This window comes from Streptomyces kanamyceticus, assembly GCF_008704495.1.
Classification (GTDB): Bacteria; Actinomycetota; Actinomycetes; order Streptomycetales; family Streptomycetaceae; genus Streptomyces; species Streptomyces kanamyceticus.
In genome coordinates this window covers 6,532,824-6,558,920 of the sequence record NZ_CP023699.1, presented here as the reverse complement: position 1 = coordinate 6,558,920, position 26,097 = coordinate 6,532,824, and the positions used below count along the sequence as shown (strand labels likewise).

Annotated in this window: 26 protein-coding genes and 1 pseudogene; 11 read left to right on the top strand and 16 right to left on the bottom strand. The window is 72.4% G+C overall.

All coding sequences use genetic code 11. The features are described 5' to 3' along the window. Positions 1-365: 365 nt before the first annotated feature. The 3 genes from CP970_RS45565 to CP970_RS28300 all read left to right on the top strand — a co-directional run bounded on the left by CP970_RS45565 (position 366) and on the right by CP970_RS28300 (position 5,875). The gene (locus CP970_RS45565; RefSeq protein ID WP_263406801.1) at positions 366-2,150 is read left to right on the top strand and encodes a hypothetical protein; all 1,785 of its coding nucleotides are present in this window, start codon (positions 366-368) and stop codon (positions 2,148-2,150) included. 136 nt (positions 2,151-2,286) lie between these two features. Beyond that, positions 2,287-4,764, top strand: coding sequence for a tetratricopeptide repeat protein (locus tag CP970_RS28305; protein WP_055553095.1), 2,478 nt, complete (start codon positions 2,287-2,289; stop codon positions 4,762-4,764). A gap of 85 nt (positions 4,765-4,849) precedes the next feature. Further along, a complete protein-coding gene (locus CP970_RS28300) occupies positions 4,850-5,875 on the top strand; it encodes an NAD-dependent epimerase/dehydratase family protein (protein WP_150494079.1) in 1,026 nt (341 codons plus the stop codon). 517 nt (positions 5,876-6,392) lie between these two features. On the opposite strand, the gene CP970_RS28295 is transcribed toward CP970_RS28300, so the two are convergent. Both CP970_RS28295 and CP970_RS28290 read right to left on the bottom strand, forming a co-directional pair. Further along, on the bottom strand, positions 6,393-7,505 hold the full coding sequence (locus CP970_RS28295) for a sensor histidine kinase (RefSeq protein WP_150494077.1): 1,113 nt from the start codon (positions 7,503-7,505) through the stop codon (positions 6,393-6,395). 5 nt (positions 7,506-7,510) lie between these two features. Continuing rightward, positions 7,511-8,317 (bottom strand): response regulator transcription factor, encoded by an 807-nt coding sequence (locus CP970_RS28290; RefSeq protein ID WP_150494075.1) that lies wholly within the window; start codon positions 8,315-8,317, stop codon positions 7,511-7,513. 225 nt (positions 8,318-8,542) lie between these two features. Between CP970_RS28290 and CP970_RS28285 the strand changes: the two genes are divergently transcribed. The 3 genes and pseudogenes from CP970_RS28285 to CP970_RS45105 form a co-directional block, all read left to right on the top strand. Beyond that, positions 8,543-9,256 (top strand): glycosyltransferase family 2 protein, encoded by a 714-nt coding sequence (locus CP970_RS28285; RefSeq protein WP_055543743.1) that lies wholly within the window; start codon positions 8,543-8,545, stop codon positions 9,254-9,256. Next, complete coding sequence (locus CP970_RS28280; protein WP_055543744.1) at positions 9,253-9,918, top strand: TIGR04282 family arsenosugar biosynthesis glycosyltransferase; 666 nt, start codon at positions 9,253-9,255, stop codon at positions 9,916-9,918. Before CP970_RS28285 ends, CP970_RS28280 begins: the two co-directional genes overlap by 4 nt. Beyond that, positions 9,915-10,382, top strand: a pseudogene (locus tag CP970_RS45105) (methyltransferase domain-containing protein); the annotation flags it as partial. The gene CP970_RS28280 and the pseudogene CP970_RS45105, both read left to right, overlap by 4 nt. 200 nt (positions 10,383-10,582) lie before the next feature. Here CP970_RS45105 and CP970_RS28270 read toward each other — a convergent pair. Together CP970_RS28270 and CP970_RS28265 are read right to left on the bottom strand one after the other, a co-directional pair. Further along, the gene (locus tag CP970_RS28270) at positions 10,583-11,083 is read right to left on the bottom strand and encodes a hypothetical protein (protein WP_224058761.1); all 501 of its coding nucleotides are present in this window, start codon (positions 11,081-11,083) and stop codon (positions 10,583-10,585) included. Continuing rightward, positions 11,083-12,333: a molybdopterin-dependent oxidoreductase gene (locus CP970_RS28265; RefSeq protein ID WP_055543746.1), complete on the bottom strand. Its 1,251-nt coding sequence runs from the start codon at positions 12,331-12,333 to the stop codon at positions 11,083-11,085. The genes CP970_RS28270 and CP970_RS28265 overlap by 1 nt, the downstream gene beginning before the upstream one ends. A 163-nt stretch (positions 12,334-12,496) precedes the next feature. Here CP970_RS28265 and CP970_RS28260 point away from each other — a divergent pair, with 163 nt between their 5' ends. Further along, complete coding sequence (locus CP970_RS28260) at positions 12,497-13,882, top strand: hypothetical protein (protein WP_055543747.1); 1,386 nt, start codon at positions 12,497-12,499, stop codon at positions 13,880-13,882. Between the two features lie 134 nt (positions 13,883-14,016). Here CP970_RS28260 and CP970_RS28255 read toward each other — a convergent pair whose 3' ends face one another. Both CP970_RS28255 and CP970_RS28250 read right to left on the bottom strand, forming a co-directional pair. Beyond that, entirely contained in the window at positions 14,017-15,939 is a 1,923-nt protein-coding gene (locus CP970_RS28255; RefSeq protein ID WP_055543748.1) for an AMP-dependent synthetase/ligase, read from the bottom strand. A 175-nt stretch (positions 15,940-16,114) separates the two neighbouring features. Continuing rightward, positions 16,115-16,753: a TetR/AcrR family transcriptional regulator gene (locus CP970_RS28250; RefSeq protein ID WP_055543749.1), complete on the bottom strand. Its 639-nt coding sequence runs from the start codon at positions 16,751-16,753 to the stop codon at positions 16,115-16,117. A 69-nt stretch (positions 16,754-16,822) separates the two neighbouring features. Here CP970_RS28250 and CP970_RS28245 point away from each other — a divergent pair, with 69 nt between their 5' ends. The 3 genes from CP970_RS28245 to CP970_RS28235 all read left to right on the top strand — a co-directional run bounded on the left by CP970_RS28245 (position 16,823) and on the right by CP970_RS28235 (position 19,446). Continuing rightward, positions 16,823-17,320, top strand: coding sequence for an SCP2 sterol-binding domain-containing protein (locus tag CP970_RS28245; RefSeq protein ID WP_055543750.1), 498 nt, complete (start codon positions 16,823-16,825; stop codon positions 17,318-17,320). Positions 17,321-17,375: 55 nt separating this feature from the next. Continuing rightward, entirely contained in the window at positions 17,376-19,091 is a 1,716-nt protein-coding gene (locus CP970_RS28240; protein WP_055543751.1) for a hypothetical protein, read from the top strand. Between the two features lie 136 nt (positions 19,092-19,227). Continuing rightward, positions 19,228-19,446, top strand: coding sequence for a hypothetical protein (locus CP970_RS28235; RefSeq protein ID WP_055543752.1), 219 nt, complete (start codon positions 19,228-19,230; stop codon positions 19,444-19,446). A 64-nt stretch (positions 19,447-19,510) separates the two neighbouring features. On the opposite strand, the gene CP970_RS28230 is transcribed toward CP970_RS28235, so the two are convergent. Next, positions 19,511-19,792: a hypothetical protein gene (locus CP970_RS28230; RefSeq protein WP_055543753.1), complete on the bottom strand. Its 282-nt coding sequence runs from the start codon at positions 19,790-19,792 to the stop codon at positions 19,511-19,513. Between the two features lie 238 nt (positions 19,793-20,030). Here CP970_RS28230 and CP970_RS28225 point away from each other — a divergent pair, with 238 nt between their 5' ends. Then, the gene (locus tag CP970_RS28225) at positions 20,031-20,294 is read left to right on the top strand and encodes a chaplin (RefSeq protein WP_055543754.1); all 264 of its coding nucleotides are present in this window, start codon (positions 20,031-20,033) and stop codon (positions 20,292-20,294) included. An 83-nt stretch (positions 20,295-20,377) separates the two neighbouring features. Here CP970_RS28225 and CP970_RS28220 read toward each other — a convergent pair whose 3' ends face one another. The 9 genes from CP970_RS28220 to CP970_RS28180 form a co-directional block, all read right to left on the bottom strand. Continuing rightward, positions 20,378-21,250, bottom strand: a complete 873-nt coding sequence (locus CP970_RS28220) for a tyrosinase family protein (RefSeq protein ID WP_055543787.1) — start codon at positions 21,248-21,250, stop codon at positions 20,378-20,380. A gap of 30 nt (positions 21,251-21,280) precedes the next feature. After that, on the bottom strand, positions 21,281-21,799 hold the full coding sequence (locus tag CP970_RS45100) for a tyrosinase family oxidase copper chaperone (protein ID WP_079043129.1): 519 nt from the start codon (positions 21,797-21,799) through the stop codon (positions 21,281-21,283). A gap of 2 nt (positions 21,800-21,801) precedes the next feature. Further along, on the bottom strand, positions 21,802-22,314 hold the full coding sequence (locus CP970_RS28210; RefSeq protein ID WP_055543755.1) for a hypothetical protein: 513 nt from the start codon (positions 22,312-22,314) through the stop codon (positions 21,802-21,804). Positions 22,315-22,454: 140 nt separating this feature from the next. Continuing rightward, complete coding sequence (locus CP970_RS28205; RefSeq protein ID WP_079043130.1) at positions 22,455-23,141, bottom strand: vitamin K epoxide reductase family protein; 687 nt, start codon at positions 23,139-23,141, stop codon at positions 22,455-22,457. After that, positions 23,141-23,644 (bottom strand): DUF5949 family protein, encoded by a 504-nt coding sequence (locus tag CP970_RS28200; protein WP_055543756.1) that lies wholly within the window; start codon positions 23,642-23,644, stop codon positions 23,141-23,143. Before CP970_RS28200 ends, CP970_RS28205 begins: the two co-directional genes overlap by 1 nt. 175 nt (positions 23,645-23,819) lie before the next feature. Beyond that, complete coding sequence (locus CP970_RS28195; RefSeq protein WP_055543757.1) at positions 23,820-24,071, bottom strand: chaplin; 252 nt, start codon at positions 24,069-24,071, stop codon at positions 23,820-23,822. Between the two features lie 131 nt (positions 24,072-24,202). Then, entirely contained in the window at positions 24,203-24,481 is a 279-nt protein-coding gene (locus CP970_RS28190; RefSeq protein ID WP_055543790.1) for a hypothetical protein, read from the bottom strand. A 307-nt stretch (positions 24,482-24,788) separates the two neighbouring features. Beyond that, on the bottom strand, positions 24,789-25,541 hold the full coding sequence (locus CP970_RS28185) for a hypothetical protein (RefSeq protein WP_055543758.1): 753 nt from the start codon (positions 25,539-25,541) through the stop codon (positions 24,789-24,791). Between the two features lie 276 nt (positions 25,542-25,817). Then, positions 25,818-26,057, bottom strand: a complete 240-nt coding sequence (locus tag CP970_RS28180) for a chaplin (protein WP_055543759.1) — start codon at positions 26,055-26,057, stop codon at positions 25,818-25,820. Positions 26,058-26,097: the final 40 nt, after the last annotated feature.

Genomic DNA, 26,097 nt, shown 5'->3' with positions numbered 1-26,097 from the left:
TCACTTCACATGGTCGATCGGACGCTGTCGGGAGCGCCCTCGACGCCTTGTTCGAGCCCAGTGATCCGCCCCGCGGCACAGGGGCGCACTCCGCGAGGGGACGACGTGGAGGCGGCCGCCGCATCTACGGCGAAACCCGCGCCGCCGTCACCTCCGCCCGCACCCCGCCCCGAGCCCCAGCCCGCCTGGAAGCACGCGCCGCGCCCTTTACGGTTGTCAGGGACGCCCGGGTCCCCAGCCGCACATCTGAAGGTTGCGAGGCAGCTTGAACTACGCTAGTGATCATGCCCGCGAGCCGCGAGCCGCGAGCCGCGAGCCGCGAGCCGCGAGCCGCGTAACCCGCGCCGGACGCTCGGGGGGTCGGGGTGGCCGCGCGCTTCGCTGACGTCCCGTTCCTGCGGGTCCCCGTAGGTGAGGATGCCCATCGTTGGCGGACCTTCCCCGGCGAGCGCACGCTCGTCGTCGCGGCACGCACCCTCACCTCGACCATCCGCATCCTGGAAGTACTGCCCGCGCTGCTGCGCGGCGATGCCCGGATCACCGTGGTCTTCGCGCACGACCCCGGGTCCGCCTTCAGCGACGGTTCGATGGATCTCCTGCACGACTCGGGCTGCCGGGTCATGCCCTGGGAGCAGCTCTCATACGTCGAACCCGACTTGATCCTCAGCGCCAGCGAGCACATCGACCTGCCCGCGGGACACTGCCCGGTCCTGGTGCTCCCCCACGGGGTCGGTTTCCAGAAGTACGTTCCGGACTCCCGTGCCTCGCGCGAGCGCCTCTCGGGCGTCGTGCCGGACGAGCTGCTGGAGGCGGGGCGGGCCTGGCTTGCGGTCTCGCACCCCGAGCAGGAGCGGCAGCTGACCGCCGCCCACCCGAAGACCGCCGGACGCACGCTGCTCGTCGGCGATCCCTGCCTCGACGAGCTGCTCGTGAGCGAGGACCGGCGGAAGGATTACCGGGATGCTCTGGGCATTCAGGACAACCAGCGCTTGGTGATGGTCAGTTCGACGTGGGGGCCGACCTCGCTCATCGCCCGGAACCCCGAGCTGCCCGCACGGCTCCTCGGCCAACTGCCCTGGGACACCCACCGAGTCGGCCTGATCCTGCACCCCAACGTATGGTCGGCCCACGGAGCGTGGCACATCCGGACGCTCCAGGCCGCCGCCCTCGACGCCGGTCTGCTGCTCATGCCGCCCGTGCACGACTGGCGGCCCGCGCTCGTCGCCGCCGACGCGGTGATCGGCGACCACGGATCCGTCACCCTCTACGGGGCGGCGCTCGGCAGACCGACCGCGCTGGCCGCACACGGCAGCGAGGCCGTGCCCGGCACCGCGAGCGCCGATCTGGCCCGGATCGCACCCCGGCTCGATCCCGCTGGCGGGCTCCTCGCGCAGGTCGATGGCCTCATGCGAGATCACGCGGGCCGCCGTCACGATCCGTACGCGGACGTGGTCGCCCGCGCCTTCGAGCCACCGGGCACCGCGCTCGCCCGCCTGCGCGAGGCCGTCTACGACCTGCTCCGCCTCCCGCTTCCGGCGACCGAAGCGCCACGCCCCCGCGCCCTCACCACCCCGGCCGATCCCGCGACCCCTGTCACCTCATGGATCGTGGGCACCCGCCTGGACGCCGACGCCGCGACCGAGACCGAGACCGAGACCACTCCCCCCGGACTCCTCACCATCGACGTCAGCCGCTTTCCCTCCTCCGTCGGCCGGGAGCGGCCCGAGACCGAACACTCCTTCTGGCACCGCGCGGTCAAACCGGCCGAGGAACGCGACCGGCGCCTGAGCGAAAACGCCTCCGTTCTGCTCGGCTCCGCCCCTGCCCCGGACCTCGCCGCCGCACGGCACTGGGCACGCGACACCCTCGCGCGCTGGCCCGGAAGCCTCCTCGCCGCGAACGGGGTGAGCTCCGGGGTGTGTCTGGTGAGCCTTCGCGACGGGAGCGCCGTGGAGGTGTCCTCCACCGGCGCCCCCGCCCCTGGTACCGCCCCCGGCACCGGTACCGATCCAGCACTCGCCGCCTCCGCCGTCTACGCCTGCCTGCGCACCGGCATTCCCCCGTACGGCATCGAAGCGGCGCTGCGCCTCGACGGCGCGGCCGCCGACGGCCGCGAGATCCGCCTGCGCCTGCGCCCCGCCGTGCCCTGAAGCGCCCGACCTCGACGTTCTTCACGGACCTGCTTCATGGACCTGCTACCCACGCGATGACGATCCCTCTACGGTGGTCATCCATACGAGAGGCACGGCTGATGCGGCAGCACGGCCGGTACGTGAAGGGGACCCTGTGGCGATCGAGGTGGCGGCGCTCGCCGCGTCGGGTGCGACGAGCACGGTGGTCGGACTCGCCGTCACCGAGGCGTGGACCCAGGCACGCACTCGCCTCACCCGTCTGTTCAGCCGCCGCTCCCAAAACGCTGACACCGATGACGCTGACACCGATGACGTCGAGCAACTTCGCTCCGCCATCGAGCAGTTGGCAGGCTCACTGCAGTCGGGCAGCACCCACGACGTGGGTGACAGCGCCGATCAGCTGCGGCGGCGGCTGCGGCACTCCTTGCGGCAAGGCTCCGAGACCGCTCGGGAACTCGTGGATCTCTTAAGCCACATGGGCGACATGGGCGACACGGGTGACATGGGCTCCACCTCCACCTCCACCTCCAGCTCCAGCTCCAGCTCCAGCTCCAGCTCCAACTCCAACTCCAACTCCAACTCCCCGATCTCGTACCACGTACCCGAAGCCCTGCGACGCCAAGGCCCGCCGTCACAAGTACCCGCCCTGCGCCACCACTTCATCAATCGCTCGGACGAGCTGGCCGTGCTGGACGGGCAGTTCGACCGGGACACCGATTCCTCGTACGTGGACGTCCGCGTCCTCGCCGGTCCCCCAGGAGTCGGGAAGTCGGCACTGGCCCACTACTGGGCGCACTCGCGCCGGACACGCGAGCGGTTCTCCGACGGCCGGCTCTACGTGGACTTCGCGGCAGCGGGCGCGGACGTCACGGAGGCCGTCGGCCACTGTCTGCGCTCCCTCGGAGTGGCCGATGCCCTGCTGCCCCCGTCCCTCGGCGAACGCACCGCGCTCTTCCGTGACCGGACCGCCGACCTGCGCGTCCTGCTCGTACTCGACGACGTTTCCTCTCCCGCGCAGGTACGGGCCCTGATCCCGAACGGTCCGGGCAGCGCCGTACTCGCGACGAGCACGGGCAAGCTGGGCGAACTCACCCTCGACGGCGCCCGCCCCCTGCCCCTCGAACCCCTCACCGAGGCCGCCGGTCTCCTGCTCCTGGCCGACCGGTGCGGTCAGGAGCGCGTGGCCGCCGATCCCGAAGCCGCCGAGCGCGTGGTCGGCCTCTGTGCGGGCCTGCCGGTCGCGCTGCAGGTGGCCGCGGCTCGACTGGTGAACGAACCCCGCCTCACGCTGGACGCCCTTGCCACGGAACTCACCGACGACGAAGGGCGGTTGTCCGCCCTGAGCGTGGGCGGCGAGTCCCCGGTGGCCGCGGTCCTCGACTCCGCCTACCGGCAACTGTCGGCCGACATGGCCCACGGCTACCGGCTCCTCGGCTGGATCCCCGGCCCGACCTTCGACGCGGCGACAGCGGCGGCGGCCGTCGGCCGGGACCTGGAATCGGCCCAGGTGCTCCTCGACGTCCTCGAAGACATGAGCCTGTTGGAGCTCACGGAGGAACGCCGGTACCGGTTCCACGGTCTCGTCCGGCTCCACGCGCGCGACCGCGCGCGCGTGGAGGAGCGGTTCGGCACCGGACTCGCGGTGACGGAGCGCGTACTGACGCACTATCTGATCCTGACGGCGCTCGCGGACCGCTCGGTGCGTGCGGACCGGCTGCGCGTCGCCGAGCTGCGCACCGTGCCGGCGGGACGGCCCGATCCGTTCGCCGCGCCGAACGGGCCGCGACCGCTGGACTGGCTGGCGGCCGAGCGCGCGAACATCATGGCGGTCCTGCGCGCGGCCGACGACCCCTCGCTGCACGCGCCCGGCTGGCAGCTGGCCGAGTGCTTCACCGTCCTGTTCCTGCACCACCGCCACCTCGGCGACTGGCAGGAGTCCCTGGAACTGGGCGCGCGCTACGCGGCCGCCGCGGTGGCCCCGGCCGCCGAGGCGCGGCTACGGAGTCTGCTCTCCCGCCCCCTGATGGACACCGGCGAACACGAGCGGGCACACCGGGAGTTGACGACGGCGCTCACCTGCGCGGAGATCGCCGACGACCCGGTACTGCACGCCTCGGTCCTCGAATTCTCCGGCCGGTACTGGGACCGCTTCGATCCGGACCGGGCCGTGGCGGCGTACCGGCGCTCCATGGAGCTCAACGCGCAGGGCCGCGAGCCACGCGGGGCGGCCATCGCCGCGTTCTTCCTCGGCCGCGCCCAGGACGCGCGCGGCGACCACGACCAGGCCATCGGCACGCTTCGCCGAGCCCGCGCGGATCTGCTCGCACTACCGACGCCCGACCACCGCATGGCCGCCCGGGCCACCGCCGCGCTCGGCCGCGCCCTCGACAACCTGGGCCGCACCGGCGAAGCCGTGCCGACCCTGCGCGAGGCGGCGCGGACGCTGGAACGGCTCGAAGGACACGCGTACGAGGCGGAGGCCCTCCTCGACCTCGTCGCCATCGCCGAACGCCCCGGCGCCGACCGCTCCACCCTGCGGGATGACCTGACCAGGGCCATCACCATCCATGCGGACATGGGGAGCCCGCTGACGGAGAGCCTGCGCGAGCGTCTGCGCCGCTCCGCTGACTGATACGACTAATGCGGGGTCTTACGGAGCGGTGACGTGCGGGGCGTGGCGCTGGGGTCCGGACGGTGGGACGCCTAGCGTGCGGGGCATGCGTGTACTGGTCACCGGCGGAGCCGGGTTCATCGGGTCCCATGTCGTCGAGGCGCTCGCGGCGCGCGGGCACGAGCCCGTGGTGTTCGACCTCCAGGAGAATCAAGTGACTCCGGAGGTTCCGGGACGTGACGTCCGGGACCGCGACGCCGTCTCCCGCGCGCTGTCCGGCGTGGACGCCGTGTGCCACCAGGCGGCGATGGTGGGCCTTGGGAACGGCTTCGCCGACGCCGCGGAGTACGTGTCGCGCAATGATCTCGGCACCGCCGTACTGCTCGGCGCCATGGCCGATGCCGGGGTGCGACGGCTCGTGCTCGCCGGGTCGATGGTCGTCTACGGAGAGGGCCGTTACGCCTGCGAGCGGCACGGTGTGGTGCGGCCGGGACCGCGGTCCTCCGAGGATCTGGCGGCCGGGCGCTTCGAGCCCACCTGTCCCTCCTGCGGCGCGGCACTGCGGCCGGGGCTCGTCGGCGAGGACGCCCCCGTAGACCCCCGCAACGTGTACGCGACGACCAAGCTCGCGCAGGAGCATCTGGCGGCGGCCTGGGCCAGGTCGACGGGCGGCGCGGCGGTGTCGCTGCGCTACCACAACGTGTACGGGCCCCGGATGCCCCGCGACACCCCGTACGCGGGCGTCGCCTCCTTCTTCCGCTCCGCGCTCGCCCGCGGCGAGGCGCCCCGCGTCTTCGAGGACGGCGCGCAGCGCAGGGACTTCGTCCACGTACGAGATGTGGCGGCCGCCAACGTCGCGGCGCTGGAGGCGGGGCCCGGCCGGGAGGACGGCACCCTCGCCGTCTACAACACCGGCAGCGGTGAGCCGCACACCGTCGGCGAGATGGCACGGGCCCTGGCCGACGCGTACGGCGGTCCCGACCCCGTCGTCACCGGGGAGTACCGACTCGGCGACGTACGCCACATCACGGCGGACTCGTCCCGGCTGCGGGCCGAGCTGGGGTGGCGGGCCGAAGTCGGCTTCCAGGAGGGGATGAAGGAGTTCGCGGGGGCGCCGCTGCGGGGGGAGTGAGGAGGGGGACGGGGCAGGGAGGGACGGAGCAGGGAGGGGCGGAGCAGGCGGGCGAGCGGGCCGAGCGAGCGGGCGAGCGGGCCGAGCAGGCGGGCGAAGCGGGCCGAGCAGGCGGGCGAAGCGGGCGGGCGAGCAGGCGGGCGAGCGGGCCGAGCAGGCGGGCGAAGCGAGCGGGCGGGCGAGCGGGCGGGCGAAGCGAGCGGGCGGGCGAGCGAGCGGGCGGGCGGGCGAGCGGGCGGGCGAAGCGAGCGGGCGGGCGGGCGAAGCGAGCGGGCGGGCGGGCGAAGCGAGCGGGCGGGCGGGCGAAGCAGGCGGGCGAGCAGGCCGAGCAGGCGGGCGAAGCAGGCCGAGCAGGCGGGCGAGCAGGCCGAGCAGGCGGGCGAAGCAGACGGGCGGGCGAAGCAGGCGAGCGGGCCGAGCAGGCGAGCAGGCGGGCGAAGCAGACGGGGCGAAGCGGGCGAGCGGAGCGGGCGGGGCGCTTGGCCGTGTCCGCACGGTCCTTCCCCCTTCGCCCCGCCTACCCCTCCACCGCGGGCAGCGTCACCTCGAAGCGGCAGCCGCCCGGGATGTTCCGTACGGCCGCGCGGCCCTTGTGCGCCTCGACGATGCCCCGGACGATCGCCAGGCCGAGGCCCGCGCCCGCGGGAGGCGTACGCGCGTGGGTGCCGCGCCAGCCCGTGTCGAAGACGCGCGGGAGGTCCTCCTCGGGGATGCCGCCGCAGCCGTCCGTGACGGACAGGACCACGCCTTCGGGCGAACGTTCGGCGGTCACCGCGACCGTGCCGTCGGCCGGTGTCCGGCGGATCGCGTTGACCAGCAGGTTGCCGAGGACCCTGCTCATCTCCTTGCCGTCCACCTCCACCGGCACCGGCTCGACGTGGTCGCCGACCAGGCGGACGCCGTGTTCGCGGGCGAGCGGGTCCGCGCCCGCCAGGGCGTCGCCGACCAGGTCGTACAGGGACATCCGGGACGGGGAGAGGGCGAGGGCGCCGACGTGGATGCGGGAGAGTTCGAAGAGGTCGCCCACCATGTCGTTGAGGCGTTCGACCTCGGTACGGATCTGACGCAGATAGCGGTCGGGATCGGCGGCGACCCCGTCCTCCAGGGCCTCGGACATCGCGCGCAGGCCCGCGAGCGGCGTACGCAGGTCGTGGGAGATCCAGGCGACGAGTTCCCGCCGGGAGGTCTCCAGGGCGCGCTCGCGGTCCCTGGACTCGGCGAGCTTGGCGCTGGTGGCGGCGAGTTCCCTGCCGAGGGCCTCCAGTTCGGCGGTCGCCGGTACGTCGGGGGCCGCGAAGTCGCCGCCGTCACCGAAGGAGCGTGCGGCGACGGCGAGTTCGCGGCTCCGGGCGACGACCCAGCGGCCGAGCAGCAGCGCGCTGGCGAGCGAGACGGCGGCGGCCATCGCGACGACGGTGGTGACCACGGTCAGGTCGTGCGGGGACAGGAACATCGCCCAGGCCACGGCCAGCGTCCCGGCGAGCATCGCGCCCACGGCCACGGAGGCGACGACCGCGATCGACGCGGTGAGCGAGCGGCGGCGCAGCAGGCGCAGCGCGACGGCGCCGAGCAGTCCGGCGCCGAGCGCGCCGAGGAAGGCGAACAGGGCGATGAGGAGTATGTCGCGCACGGCCGTCAGCCGTCCGCATCCGTACGGGCGGCGGGCCGGTCGTCCCCGGGTGCGGGCGGGCCCGCCGGGTCGAAGCGGTAGCCCACGCCCCAGACCGTCTGGATCAGCTGAGGGCGGGCCGGGTCCGTCTCGATCTTGCCGCGCAGGCGGCGGACGTGGACCGTGACGGTCGACAGGTCGCCGAAGTCCCAGCCCCAGACCTCGCGCATCAGGTCCTCGCGGCCGTACGCGTGACCGGGGTGGGCCAGGAAGAAAGCGAGCAGGTCGAACTCGCGCAGGGTGAGGGCGAGTTCGGTGCCGTTCTTGGTGGCGCGGCGGGCGGCGGGGTCGGCGGTCAGTCCTGCGGCGGCGAGGGGGCGGGCCGGGGCGGCGGCGCCGGGGCGGGTGCGGCGCAGCACGGAACCGACCCGCAGGATCAGCTCCCTGGGGCTGAAGGGTTTGGTGACGTAGTCGTCCGCGCCCACTTCGAGCCCCAGGATGCGGTCGTCCTCGTCCCCGCGCGCGGTGAGCATGATGACGGGTACGGGGCCGCGCTCACGCAGCCGCGCGCAGACCTCAAGGCCGTCGATGCCGGGCAGCATGAGGTCGAGGACCACCAGGTCGGGCCGGTGCGCGGCGGCCCGCGCGAGCGCGGCGGGCCCGTCCGCCGCGCGGTCCACGACGTACCCGGCGCGCTCGAGGTACCCGGCGACGACCTCGGCGACGGTCGGATCGTCGTCGACGACGAGGATCCGGTCGGGTCCGGGGGGTGGGGGTGGAGGTGCGGCGGATGCCTTCACTGTCCCCGTCGCCTCCTGCGGTTCGTACTCCATGTCGCCAGCCTCGCACCGTGGCGCTCTCGGCGCCGCACCCGAGGGGCGCACCCGCCCCGACGTCCGTGTTTCGTAAGGACCTGAAGTCCGATATGCACCTTTCGCGCTCGTAGGGTGAAAGCCGTGACACCCCCTCCACCGGATCCCACTGATCCCACTGACCTCACCGACCCCACCCCCACGAGCCCGCCGAACCCCGCATGGCCGGGCGGACCGGAAGTCGACGTGGTCCTCCCCTGCCTCGACGAGGCCGACGCCCTGCCCTGGGTGCTCGACCGCGTGCCGCCGGGCTGGCGCGCCATCGTCGTGGACAACGGGTCCACGGACGGTTCGGCCGACATCGCCCGCGCGCTCGGCGCGACCGTCGTCCACGAGGACCGCCGCGGCTTCGGCGCCGCCTGCCACGCGGGGCTCCTCGCCGCCACCGCCGACATCGTGTGCTTCTGCGACTGCGACGCGTCGCTCGATCCGTCCCTGCTCCTGCCCTTCGTACGAGAAGTGCGGGAGGGCGGGGCCGACCTGGTGCTCGGACGGCGCAGGCCACGAGGTCGGGGCGCCTGGCCCGCGCACGCCAGGGCCGGGAACTTCGCCCTCGCCCACATGCTGCGCCGCCGCACCGGACTGCGCCTGCACGACCTCGGCCCGCTGCGCGCCGCACGCCGCGCACCACTCATCGGGCTCGGCCTCACCGACCGTCGCAGCGGCTACCCCCTGCAGATGGTGGTCCGCGCCGCCGACGCGGGCTGGCGGGTCACCGAACACGACGTGCCCTACCTCCCGCGCACCGGCGCGTCGAAGGTCACCGGCACCTGGCGCGGCACCTGGCAGGCGGTGCGCGACATGAGTCGCGTCCTGGCCGAGCCGCCCGCGCACGAGCACGCGCACGACGGCCTCGGCGCCCGCCCCAGCACCACTCCCCCAGGAGGAACCACCCCGTGACCACGCTCCTCGTCATCGCCAAGGAACCGCTGCCCGGGCGGGTGAAGACGCGGCTCACCCCGCCCTTCACCCCCACCGAGGCCGCGCGGCTCGCCGAGGCCGCGCTCGTCGACACGCTGCGGGCGGTGGCGGCGACTCCGGTACGGCGCCGCGTGCTGGTCCTCGACGGCACGCCAGGCCCCTGGCTGCCGACCGGCTTCGACGTCGTACCGCAGGTCGCGGGCGGCCTGGACGAGCGGCTCGCCGCGGCCTTCGCGGGCTGTACGGGGCCCGCCCTGCTCATCGGCATGGACACACCTCAGGTGACGCCGGAGCTGCTCGGCGCGGGCCTCGACGGCCTCGGCGACTCGCACGACGACCCCTACGAGGACTCCTACGACGAGTCCTACGACGCGTGCTTCGGGCCCGCCGACGACGGCGGCTTCTGGGCGCTCGGCCTCGCGCGCCCCGACCCCGAACTCCTGCGCGGCGTACCGATGTCGACGCCCACGACGGGCGCCGTCCAACGCGCCCGACTGGTCGCCGCGGGACTGCGCGTACGCGATCTGCGGCGCCTCCGGGACGTGGACACGGCCGCCGACGCGGCATCGGTCGCCGCCGCGGCACCGCACGGCAGGTTCGCGGCGGAGCTCGGCCGACTCGGGGCGGTCACCGGCCGATGAGCACCGCACACCACGCCGTACACCACTCCGTGCACCGCACCACGGCGCCCCGTCCCGCTTCGACGCCGCCCTCCTGGTGCGCCGACCCCTACGCCGACGCCCTGCGCGCGGGCCGCGGGCCGCTCTTCCTGCGGCGCGCCGACGGCTGGCTGCTCCCCCTCGACGTGGAGCGCTGGTGCGCGCGGGCCGACGAGACCGATTTGGGGGTGGTGGAGCACTGCGAGGGCGCCGTGCTCGACATCGGGTGCGGTCCCGGGCGGCTCGTCGCCGCCCTCGGCGCGCGCGGCGGGCGCGCCCTGGGCATCGACGTCAGCGAGGCCGCCGTCGCGCACACGGTCGGGCTCGGCGGCCAGGCGCTGCACCGGTCCGTCTTCGAGCCGCTGCCCGGCGAGGGCCGCTGGGGCACCGCGCTGCTGATGGACGGCAATCTCGGCATCGGCGGCGATCCGCACGCCCTCCTGGAGAGGGTCGCCCAACTCCTCGTACCCGGTGGCCTGTTGCTGGCCGAGACCGCGCCGCTGGACATCGACGAACGCGTCCACGTCCACCTGGTGCACGCCACCGACGACGGACTTCGGGCCGACGACGGCCCCTTCCCCTGGGCCCGCCTCGGCACCCCCGCCCTGCTCCGGCACGCCGAGCGGGCAGGCTGGCGCGCCGCCGGTCAGTGGACGGCGGGCGGCCGCTCCTTCGTCGCGCTGCGCAGCCGCGACCAGCGCCGCGACCACGGCCGCGACCGCAGCACGAGGAGCAGCGCGGAGCCGCCGAACAGCACCGCCGTCATCAACAGCCAGCGCGCCGCGAACCCGTCCCCCGAGAGCCCGGTGGCGGACGCGTAGCGCCCGGCCACCTGCCCGCTGATCAGCGGAAACCACACGAGCAGGAGCAGACAGGAGAGCGCGGCGGGCACGCGGACGTACATGACGAGGTCCCGGCGCCGCCCCGCCGCCCGTACGAGCAGGCGATCGAGCCCCGCGTACAGCGGCAGCAACACCAGGTCGTGCACCAGCGCCGCCCCCACGAACCACAGGGCCACCCCGAACCAGTCCCCCGCGAGCAGCCGCACCCCCGCGTACCCTGCGAGCGCGAACGTGCAGGCGAGCAACAGCAGTTGGAACGGGCTACCCAGCACGGGGCGAAAGCCACGACGCGAGCGAGAAGCCATCACAGTTCTCCGAAGGTCATCCGGGCCACCCACTTGGTGTTGAGCACGCCGGGCGCGGCGGGCACGATGATCCGCGCCGGGTAGCCGTGGTCGGGGGTCAGGTCCGCGCCGTTGACGCGCAGGGCGAGCAGGGAGCGCTCGTCGCCGACCTGGTTGGCGCGCAGGGCGGCCCTGCGGAACGCGCCGTGCCGCTGGAGCGACTCCACCAGGACGTCCGTCGGGGCGTCATGACCGACGAGCGCCGCGAGGTCCCGCAGCCGTACGCCGCGCCACTCCTGGTCGGACGTCGACCAGCCCTCCACGCAGGCGATGGGCAACGCGGCGCCGTGGGAGGGGAGTTCGCACAGGTCGGCCCGGCTGAGCCGGACGGTTCCGGTACGGCCGACGACTTCCAGTCGCCAGGCGTCGTCGCGCGTCTCCCGCTCACGGATCCCGGCGTACGCGGCCGTCTTGTTGATCTGGAAGCCGCCGGGCCCGCCGCCCGGTTCGGGCCCGCCGTGCGGGGCGAGCACCGCGGTCCGCCGCAGCGGCCCGTCGAAGCCGCGCCCGAACGTCGTACCGAACAGGAGGAGCGAGCCGCCGCCGACCAGACCGAGGGCGCCGCGCCGGGACACGGTGGGCGCGTCAGGCACATCAGGCGCATCGGGCCGCGGGGAGACCAGCGGATCCCCTCCGCCCGCCCCACGCATCTCCCGCAGGTTGCGCAGCGCCACCGGCACCCGCAGCACCGCATGCGTCACGAACGCGGCGAAGAACACCCAGGCCCCGTAGAAGTGCAGCGGGTAGAACGAGCCGGGGAAGAGGTAGTCGAGCTGCACGTTGAGCACGCCCGTCACGAACTCGAAGAGCGCGCCGCCGACCAGCAGGAGCAGCGAGATCCGCTCGATCGCGTGGGCGAAGGACCGGACGGGCGGCAGCGCGAACAGCTTCGGCACGACCGACCACAGCTTCGCGAGGAGTACGGGGATCAAGGTGATGCCCAGCGTCACGTGGACGCCCTGGGTGAGCCGGTACAGCCACGGCGGGTCGGTCGGCCAGGAGAAGAGGTAGAAGCCGAGCAGCCCCTTGTCCGGGGTCTTGTCGTTGACCGGCGCGAGGTCCGGGTTGTACGCGGCGTACGACAGCAGGCCCGTCACGAACAGCACGGTGATCCCGGCCAGCAGGACGAGTCCGAGCACGGAGGTGAACCAGGGGCCGCGCACGGGGCTGCGCCAGAAACCGGGTGATGAGGGGAGCCGTGGGTCGCTCATGCCCCGAAGGTAGGCCGGGGCCGCCCCCGAACACGGGGTACGACTCATGACGAAACGCTGACGTCGCCCTCTTGGCGAAGCCCGGCGTACGACTCATGACGAAACGCTGACGTCCGGGCCGCGATCGGCCTCGTCCGCCCTGTTCACGCCTAGCGTTCCCAGTGTGAACCGCGATCTCCAGCGTGACCGTCGTGACCTGCGTGACCTGGGCGCCGCTCTCGCCGCCGCCCTGCTCGTCGTGACGGCCGTCGCCGTCGGCACCGCCATCGAGCACTCGGACGGCACCCTGCACGTCAACTGGCCCCCGTTGTACGCCCGCTGGGACCCGCACATCGGGCCCGGCACCCCGGCCGCGCTCGCCGTGGCGGTCGCCGTCGTCGCCTACGGGCCGCGCGTCGCCGCCCGGCTGCCGTGGCGCGCGCTGCTCGGCGCGGCCTGGGGCACCGCGACGGCGTGGACGTTCTCGCTCGCGCTGATCGACGGCTGGCAGCGCGGCATCGCGGGCCGACTGACCACGAAGTACGAGTATCTGCGGGTCGTCGACCGCTTCCAGGACATCCCCGGCACCCTGCGGGACTTCACGCGGCACATCCTGATCGACTCGCCCGACCCCTGGCCCGCGCACACCGCGGGCCACCCGCCCGCCGCGCCCCTCACCTTCGTGCTGCTCGACCGGATCGGCCTCGGGGGCGGCGCCTGGGCCGGGGTCTGGTGCGTCACCGTCGGCGCCACGGCCTGCCTCGGCGTCCTGGTGACGGTGCGGGCGCTGGCCGGTGAGGAGCTCGCCCGGCGGGCCGCGCCCTTCCTGGTCCTCGCGCCCGCCGCGGTGTGGATGGGCACATCGGCCGACGGGTACTTCGCGGCGGTCGCCGCCTGGGCCGTCGCGCTGCTCGCGCTCGCGGTGACGGGCCGCGGGCCGCGGACCGCCGCGCTCGGCTCGGGGCTGCTCTTCGGGCTCACCTGCTACCTGTCGTACGGGCTCACGCTGTTCGCGATCCTCGCGGCGGCGGTGGTGTTCCTGGGCAGCGCACGGGTCCGGCCCGAAAGGCCCCGCACCCTCCGGAACCGGAACCGGAACCGGACCCTGCTCCCCGCCCTCCCCTTCCTCCTCGCCGGGCTGACGGTCGTCCCGCTCCTCTTCACCCTCACCGGCTTCAACTGGTGGGAGGCGTACCACCTGCTCGTCGAGCGCTACTACCAAGGCGCGGGCGGCATCCGGCCGTACGGCTACTGGGTCTGGGCCAACCTCGCGTGCACCGTGCTCGTGGTGGGTCTGGCGACGGCGGCCGGACTGCGCCGCGCGGCGACCGCCGTGGGATCCCCCGCCACGGGCCGGTCCCGGCTCGCGCTGCTCGTGCTCGCCGCCCTGCTCATGCTGCTCGCCGCCGACCTGTCCGGGATGAGCAAGGCGGAGACGGAACGCATCTGGCTGCCGTTCGCGATGTGGCTGCTGCCCGCCTGCGCGTTCCTCGACCGCCCACGGCCGTGGCTGGCCGCCCAGGCGACCGTCGCCCTGCTCCTCAACCACCTGCTGCTGACCGGTTGGTGACGAGCCGGGAGATCGGGAACTTCACGCTCCTGCCCGGCCGTTGAACCGGTGAAGCCAGCGGCGCCCCTGGCCTCACCAGCACCGCCCTCGCGACCCCTCACCCACCTCGCTCACCTCACTCACCGCAAAGCGCGTCACTCCCCGTAAAGCGCCTCGATCTCCCCCGCGTACGCCGCCGTCACCGCATGCCGTTTGATCTTCAGCGAGGGCGTGAGCAGTCCGTTGTCCTCGGTGAACTCGCCCTCCACGACGGCGAACTTGCGGATCGACTCGGCCCTGGAGACCGCCGCGTTGGCATGGTCCACGGCCTTTTGGACGTCGGCGAGCAGCTGCGGGTCCTGGGCGAGGTCGGCGAGCGGCGTGTCCTTGGGGCGCTTGCGCACGGTGAGCCAGTGTTCGACGGCCTCGGGGTCCAGGGTGATCAGCGCGGCGATGTAGGAGCGGTTGTCGCCGACGACGATGCACTGACCGACGGGCGCGCGGCTGCGCAGCCGGTCCTCCAGGACGGCTGGCGATACGTTCTTGCCGCCGGAGGTGACCAGGATGTCCTTCTTGCGCCCGGTGATGGTGAGGTAGCCGTCGTCGTCGAGCGCGCCGATGTCACCGGTGGCGAACCAGTCGTTGGTCAGCACGGCGTCGGTCGCGGCCGGGTTGTTCCAGTACGAGCCGAAGACGATGCCGCCCTTGATCAGTACCTCCCCGTCGTCCGCGATGCGCACGGCCGTGCCGGGGACGGGCAGCCCCACCGTGCCGGGCCGCGGCGCGAGCGGCGGGCTGATGGTGGCGGCCGCCGAGGTCTCGGTGAGGCCGTATCCCTCGTAGATGATGATTCCCGCGGCGTAGAAGAAGAGGTTGAGGTCGCGGTCCAGGGGCGATCCGCCGCTGATCGCGTAGCGCAGGCGGCCGCCGACCTCCTTGCGGATGCGGCGGTAGACGAGGAGTTCGTACAGCGCCCAACCCAGATAAAGGCCGAGCGAGGGCCCGGGCCCTCCCTTGCCGAGGAACTTGTCGAGGTACGCCTCGCCGAAGCGCACCGCGATCCGCTCCGCACGGTCGAACGAGGCACCGCGGCCGATCTTCTCGGCGGTCGCCCGTCCCGCGTCGTGGATCTTCTCGAAGAGGTACGGGACGCCGATGACGAAGGTGGGCTTGAACGAGCGCAGTTCCGGGCGGAGTTCGTCCGGCTTGATGCTCGGGCAGTGGCCGAGCTCGATGCGGGCGAGCATGCAGGAGATCTGGATGGTGCGGCCGAGGATGTGGGCGAGCGGCAGGAAGAGCAGGGTGGCGGCGACCTGCCCGGTGATCTCCTTGAAGATCGGGTGCAGCAGGTCGACGGTGTTGGCGGCCTCGGCGTGCAGGTTGCCGTGGGTGAGGACGCAGCCCTTGGGCCTGCCCGTGGTGCCAGAGGTGTAGCAGAGGGTGGCGATGGAGTCGGGGGTGAGCGCGGCGCGCCGCTTGGTGACCTCCTCGTCGGACAAGTCGGCGCCCAGCGCGGTGAGTTCGGCCATCGCGCCACCGTCGATGTGCCGCACCGTCGGCGGCTCGGCGAGGTCCCGCAGGGCCCCCTGGACCGTCGCGGCGTTCTCGGCCGTCTCGGTGATCAGGAGGCGGGTGCCGGAGTCCCGGACGATCCACTCGATCTGCTCGGCCGACGACGTCGCGTAGATGGGCACGCTCTGACCGCCCGCCGCCCAGATCGCGAAGTCGAGGACGGTCCACTCGTAGCGGGTACGGGACATCAGCGCGACCCGGCCGCCCGGTTCGAGGCCCGCCGCGATCAACCCCTTCGCGATGTCGGTGACTTCGCGGGCGAAGGCAGTGGCGGTGACCGGCCGCCACTGCCCGCCCTCCTTGCGGCGAAGCACCACGGCGTCGGGTGCCTCGGTGGCGTTGGTGAAGGGGATGTCGGCGGTGCTGCCCGTGGCGGCGCGCGGCACGAGCGGGGCGGTGCGCACCTCGCGCACGGTGCCGTGTTCGTCCCTGACGAGCTCGACCTCACCGCGCCCGGCAAGACCACTGTGCCGTCGCGCTCTCTTCAGATCCTTGCGTACGCCCATGACGGCTCCCCGGCTTCCCGTTCCCAGCTGATGTGCAGGCGATCGGCGCGCGTACTTACTCGGGGGTCAACTTACCGACACGTAAGGAAAATTCAATGGGCTGGACGGCGAAATCCGCGAAGCGGGCCTCACATTCGCGGCGCGGGGCTCACCTTCACGGACGCGGGCCTCACCTTCACGGACGCGCGGGGCTCCAGACCTCCCCCTCCAGAACCCGCCCCATACCCACCCACACCATGTTCATCAAGCGCAGCGTCACCCCTTCCGGCGACTGGTCCGGGTGGTCGGCCATCCAGTCGGTCAGCGAGTCCGCCGCGCCGACCAGCGCGTGGGCGACGAAGTCGGCGTCCTCATCGTCCAGTTGGGAGTCGCCGCTCTCCGTGATACCGGCCAGGACCAGGCCCGCCACCTCGGCGAGGACCGCGCGGCGCGCCCCGGCGACGGCGGTCGCGATGGCCTCGCTCAGCTCGGACGCCTGGCGGTGCAGCACCACCCAGCTGTCGCGGTGCTCGGCGACGAAGGCGAAGAACGCCAGGAGGGCGGCGTGCAGCCGGAGTTCGGGGGCCGCTCCACCCGTCGCCGCCGCGCCCTGGAACGCCGCGACGAGCCGGTCCGCCTCGCGGCGCAGACAGGCGAGGAAGAGGCCCTCCTTGGAGTCGAGGTAGAGATACACCATCGGCTTGGAAATTCCCGCGAGTTCGGCGATCTCGTCCACCGACGCCGCGTGGAAGCCACGCTTGGCGAAGACCTGGACCGCCACATCGATGATCTGCTGCTCGCGCTCGTGCCGTGGGACGCGCCGCCTGCCGGTCACCCTTGTCAGCCTCCTCGGTCCGTTCTACCTTACTATTTAGTAAGTTTACTTCAGAGTCAGGAGATTGCCATGGCGGACGGGACCGACGGCATCGAGGATCTCGGCGGCGTGCGGGGCCTTGCCGGGCTCGACTTCGCGAGCGTCACCCCCGAGGAGTTCGCGCAGATCGTGAAGGGCCTCTCCGGCAAGGAGATCGCCGAACTCGCCCAGGACACCGAGCTGCGCGGCCGCGTGCTCGCCGAGGTGTTCACGCGCATGGAGCGGCAGTTCAGGCCGGACACGGCGGGCCCCCTCAAGGCACTCATCCGCTGGAAGATCACCGGCAGCGGGGACAACGAAGAGGCGGTGTACGAGACGGACATCGCCGACGGCACCTGCACCGTCCGCGAGGGCCGCTCCGATGCCGACCCGCGCGTCACCCTGATCCTGGCCGACGCCGAGTTCCTCAAACTGGTCTCGGGAAACGCGAGTCCGGTCGCGATGTTCATGACGCGCAAGGTGAAGATCGCAGGCGACGTCGCGCTCGCCGCCGGACTCACCCGCTACTTCGACATCCCGAAGGCGTAAGCACACCGCACCCCTCCCGTTCAAGCGGCTCCCGGGCCGGGCCGATGTAGCGATCATGACGTCTACGCACTCCCCGGCCCGAGGCCGTCCCCCCGAAGCCGTCGTCGGGCTCCTGTCGACCGCGCGCGGCGGCCGGTGGGACCGCTGGCGCCTCCCCCTCGCGCTGGTGCCCGCCCTGGTGATCCTCGTCGCCGGGTTCCAGCGGCGCTGGATGTCGGACGACGGACACATCTACGTACGCACGGTCCGGCAGATCCTCGCGGGCAACGGACCCGTCTTCAACGCGGGCGAACGCGCCGAGTCGTCCACCGGAACCCTCTGGCAGTGGCTGCTCGTGGCCGCGGGCGCGACCGGCGCCGACATCGCCACCGCCGCGATGTACGGCGGACTGCTGCTCACCGCCGCCGGGTTCGCGCTGGCGGGCCTCGGCGCACTGCGGCTGCGCGACGGGGACCGGCAGGGCGGCGCGCTGCTCCCCTGCGGCGCGCTCGTGCTCCTCGCGCTGCCGCCCGTCTGGGACTTCGCCACCTCGGGCCTGGAGACCGGGCTCGCCACCTGCTGGCTCGCGGGCGCCTGGCTCGCGCTCGTCGCCCGGCCACGGGCCTGGACGACCTGCGTCGTCCTGGGCCTCGGCCCGCTGGTCCGCCCCGACCTGGCGCTGGTCTCGCTCGTCTTCCTGGCCGCGCAGTGGCTCGTGGCGCGCCCCTCCTGGCGCCGCGCGCTCGCGGGAGCGGCGGCCGCGGGCGCGCTGCCCGTCGCGTACGAGATCTTCCGCATGGGCTACTACGGACACCTGATGCCGCTGCCCGGCATCACCAAGGAGGCGTCGCGCAGCCTGTGGACGCGGGGACTCGGCTACCTCGCGGACTTCGCGGGGCCCTATCTCCTCTGGGTGCCGCTGCTGTTCCTCGCCGCCGTCGCACTGCCCTCGGGGCGCGTACGGCACTCAGTACCCCTGGTCCCCGCGCTCGCCCCTGTCGTCGCGGGCCTGCTGTGCTGGGTGTACGTCATCAAGGTCGGCGGCGACTTCATGCACGCGCGGATGTTCCTGCCGGGTCTTTTCCTGCTGCTGCTCCCCGTCTTCCTGGTGCCCCTCACGCGCGCGTGGACCATCGCCGCTCTCGGCGTCGGCATCTGGGCACTCGCGTGCGCCAGCGTCCTGCGCATCCCCTACGAGGGGCGGATCGGACCCTCGGGCGTCGCCGACGAACGAGGCGTCTACGTACAGCAGAACGCGGCGCCCCACCCCCTGCACCACGGCTTCGCGGGCTTCCCCGGCAACAGGGCGTACGCCCGCCTCGTCCACGACGCGGCGGGCGGCGGGGCGCCCGTGCTGCTGCTCGGCAGGACACCCGCCGAGGCCGGTGCGCCGGGGGTGACGGGGGTCTACAACACGCTCGGCTTCAGCGGCACCGTCGTACCGCTGACGGGCGCCGCCCTCGACCCGATCGGCCTCGCCTACCCGCTGGCCGCCCACTCCGAAGGCATCAACGGCCGTGTGGGGCACGACAAACGGCTGCCCGACGAGTGGATCGTCGCCGACCGGGGCAGCGCGGGGGCACTGCCCGCCGGGCTCGATCCGGCGCGGGTCGAGGCGGCCCGGCGCGCGCTGCGCTGCGGTCCCTTCGCGGAACTGCGGGCGGCCACCCGCGAGCCGCTGACAGCGGCACGGTTCTGGCGGAACCTGACGGGCGCGGCGCAGCGCACGTCCTTCCGCTTCCCCGACGATCCGGTGCGGGCGGAGCGGGCGGCCTGCGGAGGTGCCTCCTAGGCCCGCACCGGGACGCCCGACGGGTTCACCCGGCTGGCCGTACTCGACGCGCTGCGGCGCCCGGTGTCGGGCAGCGTGGGCGATGTCCCTGCACGCCCTTGTTGGCGTGTGTACGTCCCCATCGAAGGATTCCCGGATGAAGCGCACAGCACGCGCCCTGACGTTCGTCGCCCTCACCGCGGCCCTGACGGTTCCCACGGTCGGGATCGCCTCGGCGACCGCCCCCGCGGTCGCGCCCGCGACCACCCAGAGCGCCCCGAGCCACGACTGGGACGACGACTGGCACCACTACCACCACCACTACTACCCGGGCGTGGGAGTGGGTCTGGGTGTCGGTCTGGGCATCCTGCTCTGACCTGACCTGACACGCGAGATGGCCGCCACGACTGTCGTGGCGGCCATCTCGTGTGTCAGGCGGATTACTGAACAGCGGGCACGGCGTTGGTGACGGGCGCCACCAGGTCCGTGAGCTGGTGCAGGTCGTTCAGCCGCTGGAGGCCGCTCAGCTGGCTCTCCACGGTGGGCAGCTGGGCCCGGTGCTCTTCCGGGATGGCGGTGGTGCCGAGTTTGTCGATGGCGCTGAGTACGGACGGAGCACCCGTCGCGTCGGCGCGGTCGGTGGCGTGGGCTGTCGGCGCGAGCAGAGCGGCTGCTCCGGCCGCCAGCGAGACAGCAGCGATGAGTCGTCGGGGAGAAGTCACGTTTTCAGAAACGGCTGAGTCCGGGGAAAGACACGGCTCCCGCAATGTTCTCATTCAAGGGGCGCATATGTGCACGGTTATTCGGGAGACAATTCCGCTTTCCTTCCCGGTGCGGCATGAAGCGCGAAGTGGACTTCCTCGGTGGGAAAATCACACCGTGACCTCGGGATGACGATCAGCGTTACACGAAGTGCGACTGCACCTATGCAGCCGCACTTTCGAGTCAAAGGAGAACGTGATGTCTCGCATCGCAAAGGCAGCCGCCGTCACCCTCGGCACGGGAGCCGTCGTGCTCGGCGGCGCTGGTCTGGCCATGGCGGACGCCGGCGCGCACGGTGAAGCCGCCGGCTCCCCCGGTGTGATCTCGGGCAACCTGCTCCAGGTCCCGGTCAACATCCCGGTCAACGTCTGCGGTAACACCGTGAACGGCATCGGCGCTCTCAACCCGGCCTTCGGCAACCAGTGCGCCAACACGGGCGGCGACGCCGGCTACGGCGGCTGACCCCTCCAGGGCTGCTAGACGAGGCGCTCGGCCGGGACTCCCGGCCGGGCGTTTGGCATGGGCGGCTGTCGAGGTGGGTCGGCTCAACTCCCGTAGCGATAGAGCTTTTTGTGCTCCAGGAGATCGTCCGGCCTGACGTCCCAGGGCGGCATCGGCTCGTGCCGCGCGACGATGCGCCGGTACTGGGCCTCCCCCAGCCGGGGCGGCCGCTCGGGCAGATAGGGAGCGGAGTCCGGATGGCGGCGCTGCCAGCGGTCCCACAGGAGATCCACGAAAGCGTGGTGCAGCCAGAAGACCGGGTCGTTCACCGAGGCCCCGCCCAGCATGTGTCCGCCCACCCAGCGGTGTACGCGGTTGTGGTTCCGCCACCGCTCCGTGCCGCTCGCGGACGTCCAGCCCTCGAGCCTGTTGCGGAACCCTCCCTCCGACGTGGAGTCCCACGGCTCGGCGTCGTAGGCGGAGTCCTCCATGGCCCAGGCCACGTCGCGCGCGGTGGGCAGGTCCATGGGGTCCTGGGCCCTGCCCAGGTTGCGGGTGAGGTACTCGCCGTCCGTGACGCCTTCCTTGACGGTCCAGTGACCGCTCCCGTAGGCGAAGGGCCCGGTCGTGACCTGCCCGTCGGACGGCCGTCCGTTGCCGCCCATCAGGTCGGCGCCCCACAGTGACACGGCGGGCGTACGGTCCTTCGTCCAGTCCCAGTAGGGCACCGTGACGCCCGCGTCGACGCGCTGTAACGCGCGCTCGAACTCCAGCAGGAAGCGGCGGTGCCAGGGGAAGAAGGACGGTGTCATGTGGGCCACCCGCAGGGTGCGCTCCCCGTCCGACACGTAGTAGTCGATGTGGGTGCGCACGAATTCGTCGTACCGGCCCGAGCGCTTGAGCTTGAGCACCGCGTCGACGAACCTGCGGCGCTCCGCGCGGCTGAGGCCGCTCTGGTTCTTGCGCGTATGAGCCATGTCCATCCGTTCCACGGGCGGCGGCCGCACTCAGTGGTGACGACCGCTCAATTTCTGGTGGCTGCCGAGCTCGTCGACCGCTGCCCTGGTGGCACTCAGCGGTGTCGCGTACGACTCGTAGTGGTCCACCATGCTGAGGTAACTGCCGTCCGCGCGGCGCATGAGGCCCAGCGGCCGCCCGTCGACCGTGACGCTCAAGTCGCCTGCTGTGTCGGAGCCTTGACCGGCCTGCGGCTGCCCCACGATGCGGCGCCCCCGGTACATCTCGTCGAACAGCGGATCGCGCGAGGGACCCGCCGGATCGGGCGCGGGCTGCGTCTGTGCCGTACGGAAGATGCCCGCGGCGCCGAGCAGCGATGAGAGGGCCACGCCCAGCAGGTGGCGGCGGGTGAGACGGTCGATGAGGGACTTTCGCGGCGGCTTGGGGACGCTCGGGACCTCCGGCGCGGCCGGGGCCTCCAGGACCTCCGGCACGGCCGGGGCGGCCACGGGCAGCACCGCGAGGGCCCGGCCCGCGGCCTGGCCCTCGCACCTCGACTGGGGGGCCATCGTCAGGCGAGCCCGAGGTTGGCCGCGGGCTGCGCGCGCAGTTCCGGTGCCTCAAGTCCCGCGCTGGGCAGCTTCGGCGCGGGCAGGCCCCACAGATCGGGCTGCGGGGCCGTCAAGGGAAGGTCCAGGTTGGGCGTCGGCGTGACCGCCTCGATGGACGACCCCTGGGCCTCGGCGCCGAGGGATTCCACGGTGTCCTCGCCCAGCACCTCCGAGAGCGGTGCCGACAGCTGCGTGTCGGGAAGGACGCCGCTGACCGGGAAGCGCGGGACCGCGCGCTCGGGCAGCAGGCTGTCCTGTGCGTAGCGCGGTCCGTCGAGGCCCTCGCCGGGCAGCGGCACCGGGACGCCCGTCGTGAGTTCGGGGGCCTCCATGTCCAGGGCGTACTCGAGCCCGTTCAACGGGACGGTCACCGAGGGCTGTTCCGCCGCCTGGGCCGCCGTGCCCGCACCCGCGCCCGCGGCGGCCGCGCAGGCAAGGGCTACGGCGAGGGCTCCTCTGGTTGACTTCTTCATTGCTCGATTCGTCCTTTCGCTGTGCCGATCACACGATCCGTAACCCACTCAACGACCCGGCTGTGCCAGTAGTGCGGAATTCGCCCGACTGCATCAATTTCCCTGTACTGAAAAGCTGTTGAAGCGCGGGTCCCGGCGCCTCAGCTGGTCCAGAAATCCCACCAGCGAGTAAGGATCAGCATGCCGATGATCCCCATGTGGAGGACGGGCGCCGCCCACGGGAAATCGGTGAGGACGACGCGGATTCCCGCGGGTACGGGGAGGAATCCCCGGCTGACGTTGTACGACGTCACGTACCAGAACATGAGGAGGGTGGCGGCCCATGCCAGGCAGCACCAGAGGCACAGGGAACTGATGCGGTACAGGGACTGGAACTGCAGCCACGTGCAGAATCCGACGCCGAAGAGCGTGCCCGCGTTGAAGGTGAGCCAGTACCAGCGCGGGAAGCGCGCTCCGGCGAGCAGGCCGAGGCCCACACAGCTCACGACGGGGTAAGTGACCAGGCCGAGCAGGGGGTTGGGGAACCCGAAGGCCGCCGCCTGCTCACTCTTCATGATGTTGCCGCAGGCCACCACGGGATTGAGGCTGCAGCCGGGCACGAAGTCCGGGTCCGCCAGGAGCGTGAACTTGTCGAGAGTGATGACCCACGCCGCCAGCAGACCGAGCGCACCGGTCACCACCAGGAGCAGTCCGAACGCGCGGCTCGCCCCGTTCTCCGGGGCCCACCCCGAGCCCGGCACGGGGGCAGCGGCCTCGCCGGGGGCGACCGGGTCGGATGCACCGACGGCCTGCGGCGGAACCCGGCCGGGCGCGGAGGTGGTGCGCATCAGGCACGCAGGCTGCGAGCCGGCAGCAGACAGTGTGCGGCGTTGAGCAGGGTCTCCTCGTCACCGGCGAACTCGCCGAGCTGTTCCTCGCCGACCTGCTGCCCCGGCTTGCCCTCGGGCCAGGCCCGGGTGGTGACCATGAAGTAGGCGTGGCCGCGCTGCTTGACGGCGGCGAGCCACTCCGGCGGCACCGCGCACTGCGCGTTGACGTGGGGCATGGTGACGACGGCCTGGTCGGCCTCGACGAGGAGGCTGACCGGCATCGACGGAGCACGCGATCCGTCGACGACCGGGCCGCCGATGGGCAGGCCCGCGTTGGCGAGCAGCGTGGTCAGCGCCTCGGCGGTGGACTCCGGACCGCCCTCGGTGTCCCCGAGCGAGTAGGCGAGCAGGAAGGGCATGTCCTTCTGGTCCTCGGGGTGTTCGCCGCTCCAGGCGATGACCGCGAGGGTGCCCAGGTCTGCCGCGTGGAGGGGACGCTGTTCGCTGGTTGTTGAGGTCATGGGGGAACCGTATAGAGGCGCGGACACCACCCCTGGCCGTTGTTCACCCGTGTGGCCGAGCCCCGGGTCTCCATCACACGATGGGGGGACAAACCGAAGGGCCGACCCTGTGGAAGAGGTGGGTCGGCCCTTGCGCCTCCGGTGCGTGACCGGGGCGTCCCCGAGGGGGTGTCGTTCAGTCGTTGACGGCCTCGTTGCCGAACGCCGGGTTCAGACCACCGATGAGCGTGCCGGTGTTGCCCGCGACGTTCACCGGAACGTGGACGGGAACCTGGCCGACGTTGCCGGAGGCGACACCGGGGGACTTCACGGCTGCGCCCTGGGCGCTGGCGCCGTCACCGTCGTTGGCGAAGGCGCTGCCGGAAGCGGCGCCCGCGGCGAGACCGGCAGCGGCGAGAACGAGTGCGGCCTTCTTGACGTTCTTCATTGTCTAAACCTTCCCTTGGGGGTTTGTTTCACCCTATGGATTCGCCTGCGAGTTGCCTCGCAACAACACGCCGATAAGCCCTCTCCACCGTTCGACCCAATTCGCCTTACGGGAGAGGGAATCGAGGGGGATTACTTGGCGAGGGGAAGTCCACCGAGAACCTGAGTGGGCCCACCGGCGGCGTTCAGACCGTCCGCGGCATCCTTGACCGTGTTGACGACGGAGTCGTCGTTCTCGGTGTCAAGCATGTTGCTGCTGAGCGGCTGGGTGCCGAGCAGATCCTGGCTGGCGATGGTCTCCAGGCCGCCGTTCAGGCTGGTCGGCGTCAGGTCGCTGGCGAAAGCGGGCGCGGCGGAGGCGGCGAGAGCGATCGATCCTGCGAGGACAGCAGCAGCCTTCAGGGACTTCATCATGTTCCTTTCCTTGGCGGCTATTGCCGCCTATGGGGGTACCGTTCAGGCGTTGATTACCTGTCGTCTCTGTTCACGGGGACCAACGAGCGCGGGCCGATAAGGAAACTCCCGACGGCAGGAATTCCGGCAACAGGACCGAATGTCGAGCGCGTCCCATTCTCATATCAACTGGCCTATATGTGGTCCTTGTTGACGCCGTCACCCCCGTCGCCACACCGGCACGCGAGAGCCCGCCATGCCGGGGAGATCGGCATGGCGGGCTCTCGCGTGCCGGTGGCCGGGGACAAGCCGCGGCCACCTCGCGTCAGGGGGCGACGGGCAGGGACGGCGCCTGGGGCAGGGCCCCGGTGGGGAGCTTCGGCGTCTCCGGAAGCGCCCCGGTGGGCAGCTTCGGCGCCTCCGGAAGTGCCCCGGTGGGCAGCTTCGGCAGCGGCGGGAGGCCCGGCAGGCTCGGCGCGGGCAGCCCGCCGCTCAGCAGCGTGGCGACGGCCACGTTGACCAGGGCGGTGAGAACCACCGGAGCCTGTGTGAGCACCGTCTTGGCGTCGCCCGCGGTGGCGGCCTTGACGAGGGCGTCCACCGCCGACTGCAGTGCGGCGAGCGCGTCCGCCTTGACGTCGAGCGGAACCTCGGCGGCGCGCTCGGCACCGCCGAGCGGGAGCTTGGGAACCGCCGGGGCGGCGGGCAGCTTGGGGGCCTCCGGCGTGGCGGGCAGCTTGGCGGCCGGGGCTTCGGGGGCCGCCTTGGCCGCCGCGTCGATCGCCGCCTTCACGGCGTCGGCGTGCTTCTTGGCGTCTTCGGGGGAGAGCTTGTTGCCGTCGGCCTTGAGGACGGCGTCGAGCAGTCCGGTGACCGGGGTGAGGACCCCACCGACGTCTGCGAGCTGCTTGACCTGGGCCAGCAGTGCGTCCGGGGCGGGGACGGGCGCGCGGGGAGCGGACCGGGTTTCGTCGTGGGTGACGTCGCCTGCGGCGGCGACGGCGGGTCCCGCCGTACCGAGGAGCAGCGTCGCGCACAGGGTGGTGGTGGCGATACGCCGTACGGGCAGAGCGCGCATAGGTGTTTCCCTTTCGGTGATGCGTCGGATCTTGTGATCACCGTGGAATCGCCCCAGGCCCGCCGCAACCGAGCGCCTGCCGCACATCTCGTCGTTCACCCGACCGGTGCGGCATACATGCAGGTGAGGCGCTGATGTGGTGGACGGTCAGCGGCCCGCGCCGCGCCCGCCATTCGGGGCACACCCCGCTCGCCCGACCGGGCGCGCCCCGGCCCCCACGCACGACGGCCGCCCCTGCGGAAGCAGGGACGGCCGTCGCGGGTGCGGACGACGCACTTAGTCGTTGGCGCACTGGTTGCCGAACGCCGGGTTCAGCAGGCCGATGACGTTGACGCTGTTGCCGCACACGTTGACGGGAACGTGGACCGGCACCTGGGCGGTGTTGCCCGAGATGACGCCCGGGGACTCGGTGGACGCGCCCTGCGCGCCGGAGTCGGCGGCGGCGACGCCGGCGGTTCCCGCCATGGCGGCGGCGGCAACGGCGGAGAGGGCGAGAGCCTTGGTCGTACGCGACATGGGGTACTGCTCCTTGCTGGGTATTGCGAGGGATGGGCGG

Bases quoted from the DNA above. Each gene is read 5' to 3' on its own strand.
- CP970_RS28300 (WP_150494079.1), top strand. From the start codon at position 4,850: ATGCGTGTACTGGTCACCGGCGGAGCCGGGTTCATCGGGTCCCATGTC.
- CP970_RS28290 (WP_150494075.1), bottom strand. From the start codon at position 8,317: ATGGAGTACGAACCGCAGGAGGCGACGGGGACAGTGAAGGCATCCGCC.
- CP970_RS28270 (WP_224058761.1), bottom strand. From the start codon at position 11,083: ATGGCTTCTCGCTCGCGTCGTGGCTTTCGCCCCGTGCTGGGTAGCCCG.
- CP970_RS28265 (WP_055543746.1), bottom strand. From the start codon at position 12,333: ATGAGCGACCCACGGCTCCCCTCATCACCCGGTTTCTGGCGCAGCCCC.
- CP970_RS28255 (WP_055543748.1), bottom strand. From the start codon at position 15,939: ATGGGCGTACGCAAGGATCTGAAGAGAGCGCGACGGCACAGTGGTCTT.
- CP970_RS28245 (WP_055543750.1), top strand. From the start codon at position 16,823: ATGGCGGACGGGACCGACGGCATCGAGGATCTCGGCGGCGTGCGGGGC.
- CP970_RS28240 (WP_055543751.1), top strand. From the start codon at position 17,376: ATGACGTCTACGCACTCCCCGGCCCGAGGCCGTCCCCCCGAAGCCGTC.
- CP970_RS28235 (WP_055543752.1), top strand. From the start codon at position 19,228: ATGAAGCGCACAGCACGCGCCCTGACGTTCGTCGCCCTCACCGCGGCC.
- CP970_RS28225 (WP_055543754.1), top strand. From the start codon at position 20,031: ATGTCTCGCATCGCAAAGGCAGCCGCCGTCACCCTCGGCACGGGAGCC.
- CP970_RS28220 (WP_055543787.1), bottom strand. From the start codon at position 21,250: ATGGCTCATACGCGCAAGAACCAGAGCGGCCTCAGCCGCGCGGAGCGC.
- CP970_RS45100 (WP_079043129.1), bottom strand. From the start codon at position 21,799: ATGGCCCCCCAGTCGAGGTGCGAGGGCCAGGCCGCGGGCCGGGCCCTC.
- CP970_RS28210 (WP_055543755.1), bottom strand. From the start codon at position 22,314: ATGAAGAAGTCAACCAGAGGAGCCCTCGCCGTAGCCCTTGCCTGCGCG.
- CP970_RS28205 (WP_079043130.1), bottom strand. From the start codon at position 23,141: ATGCGCACCACCTCCGCGCCCGGCCGGGTTCCGCCGCAGGCCGTCGGT.
- CP970_RS28200 (WP_055543756.1), bottom strand. From the start codon at position 23,644: ATGACCTCAACAACCAGCGAACAGCGTCCCCTCCACGCGGCAGACCTG.
- CP970_RS28195 (WP_055543757.1), bottom strand. From the start codon at position 24,071: ATGAAGAACGTCAAGAAGGCCGCACTCGTTCTCGCCGCTGCCGGTCTC.
- CP970_RS28190 (WP_055543790.1), bottom strand. From the start codon at position 24,481: ATGAAGTCCCTGAAGGCTGCTGCTGTCCTCGCAGGATCGATCGCTCTC.
- CP970_RS28185 (WP_055543758.1), bottom strand. From the start codon at position 25,541: ATGCGCGCTCTGCCCGTACGGCGTATCGCCACCACCACCCTGTGCGCG.
- CP970_RS28180 (WP_055543759.1), bottom strand. From the start codon at position 26,057: ATGTCGCGTACGACCAAGGCTCTCGCCCTCTCCGCCGTTGCCGCCGCC.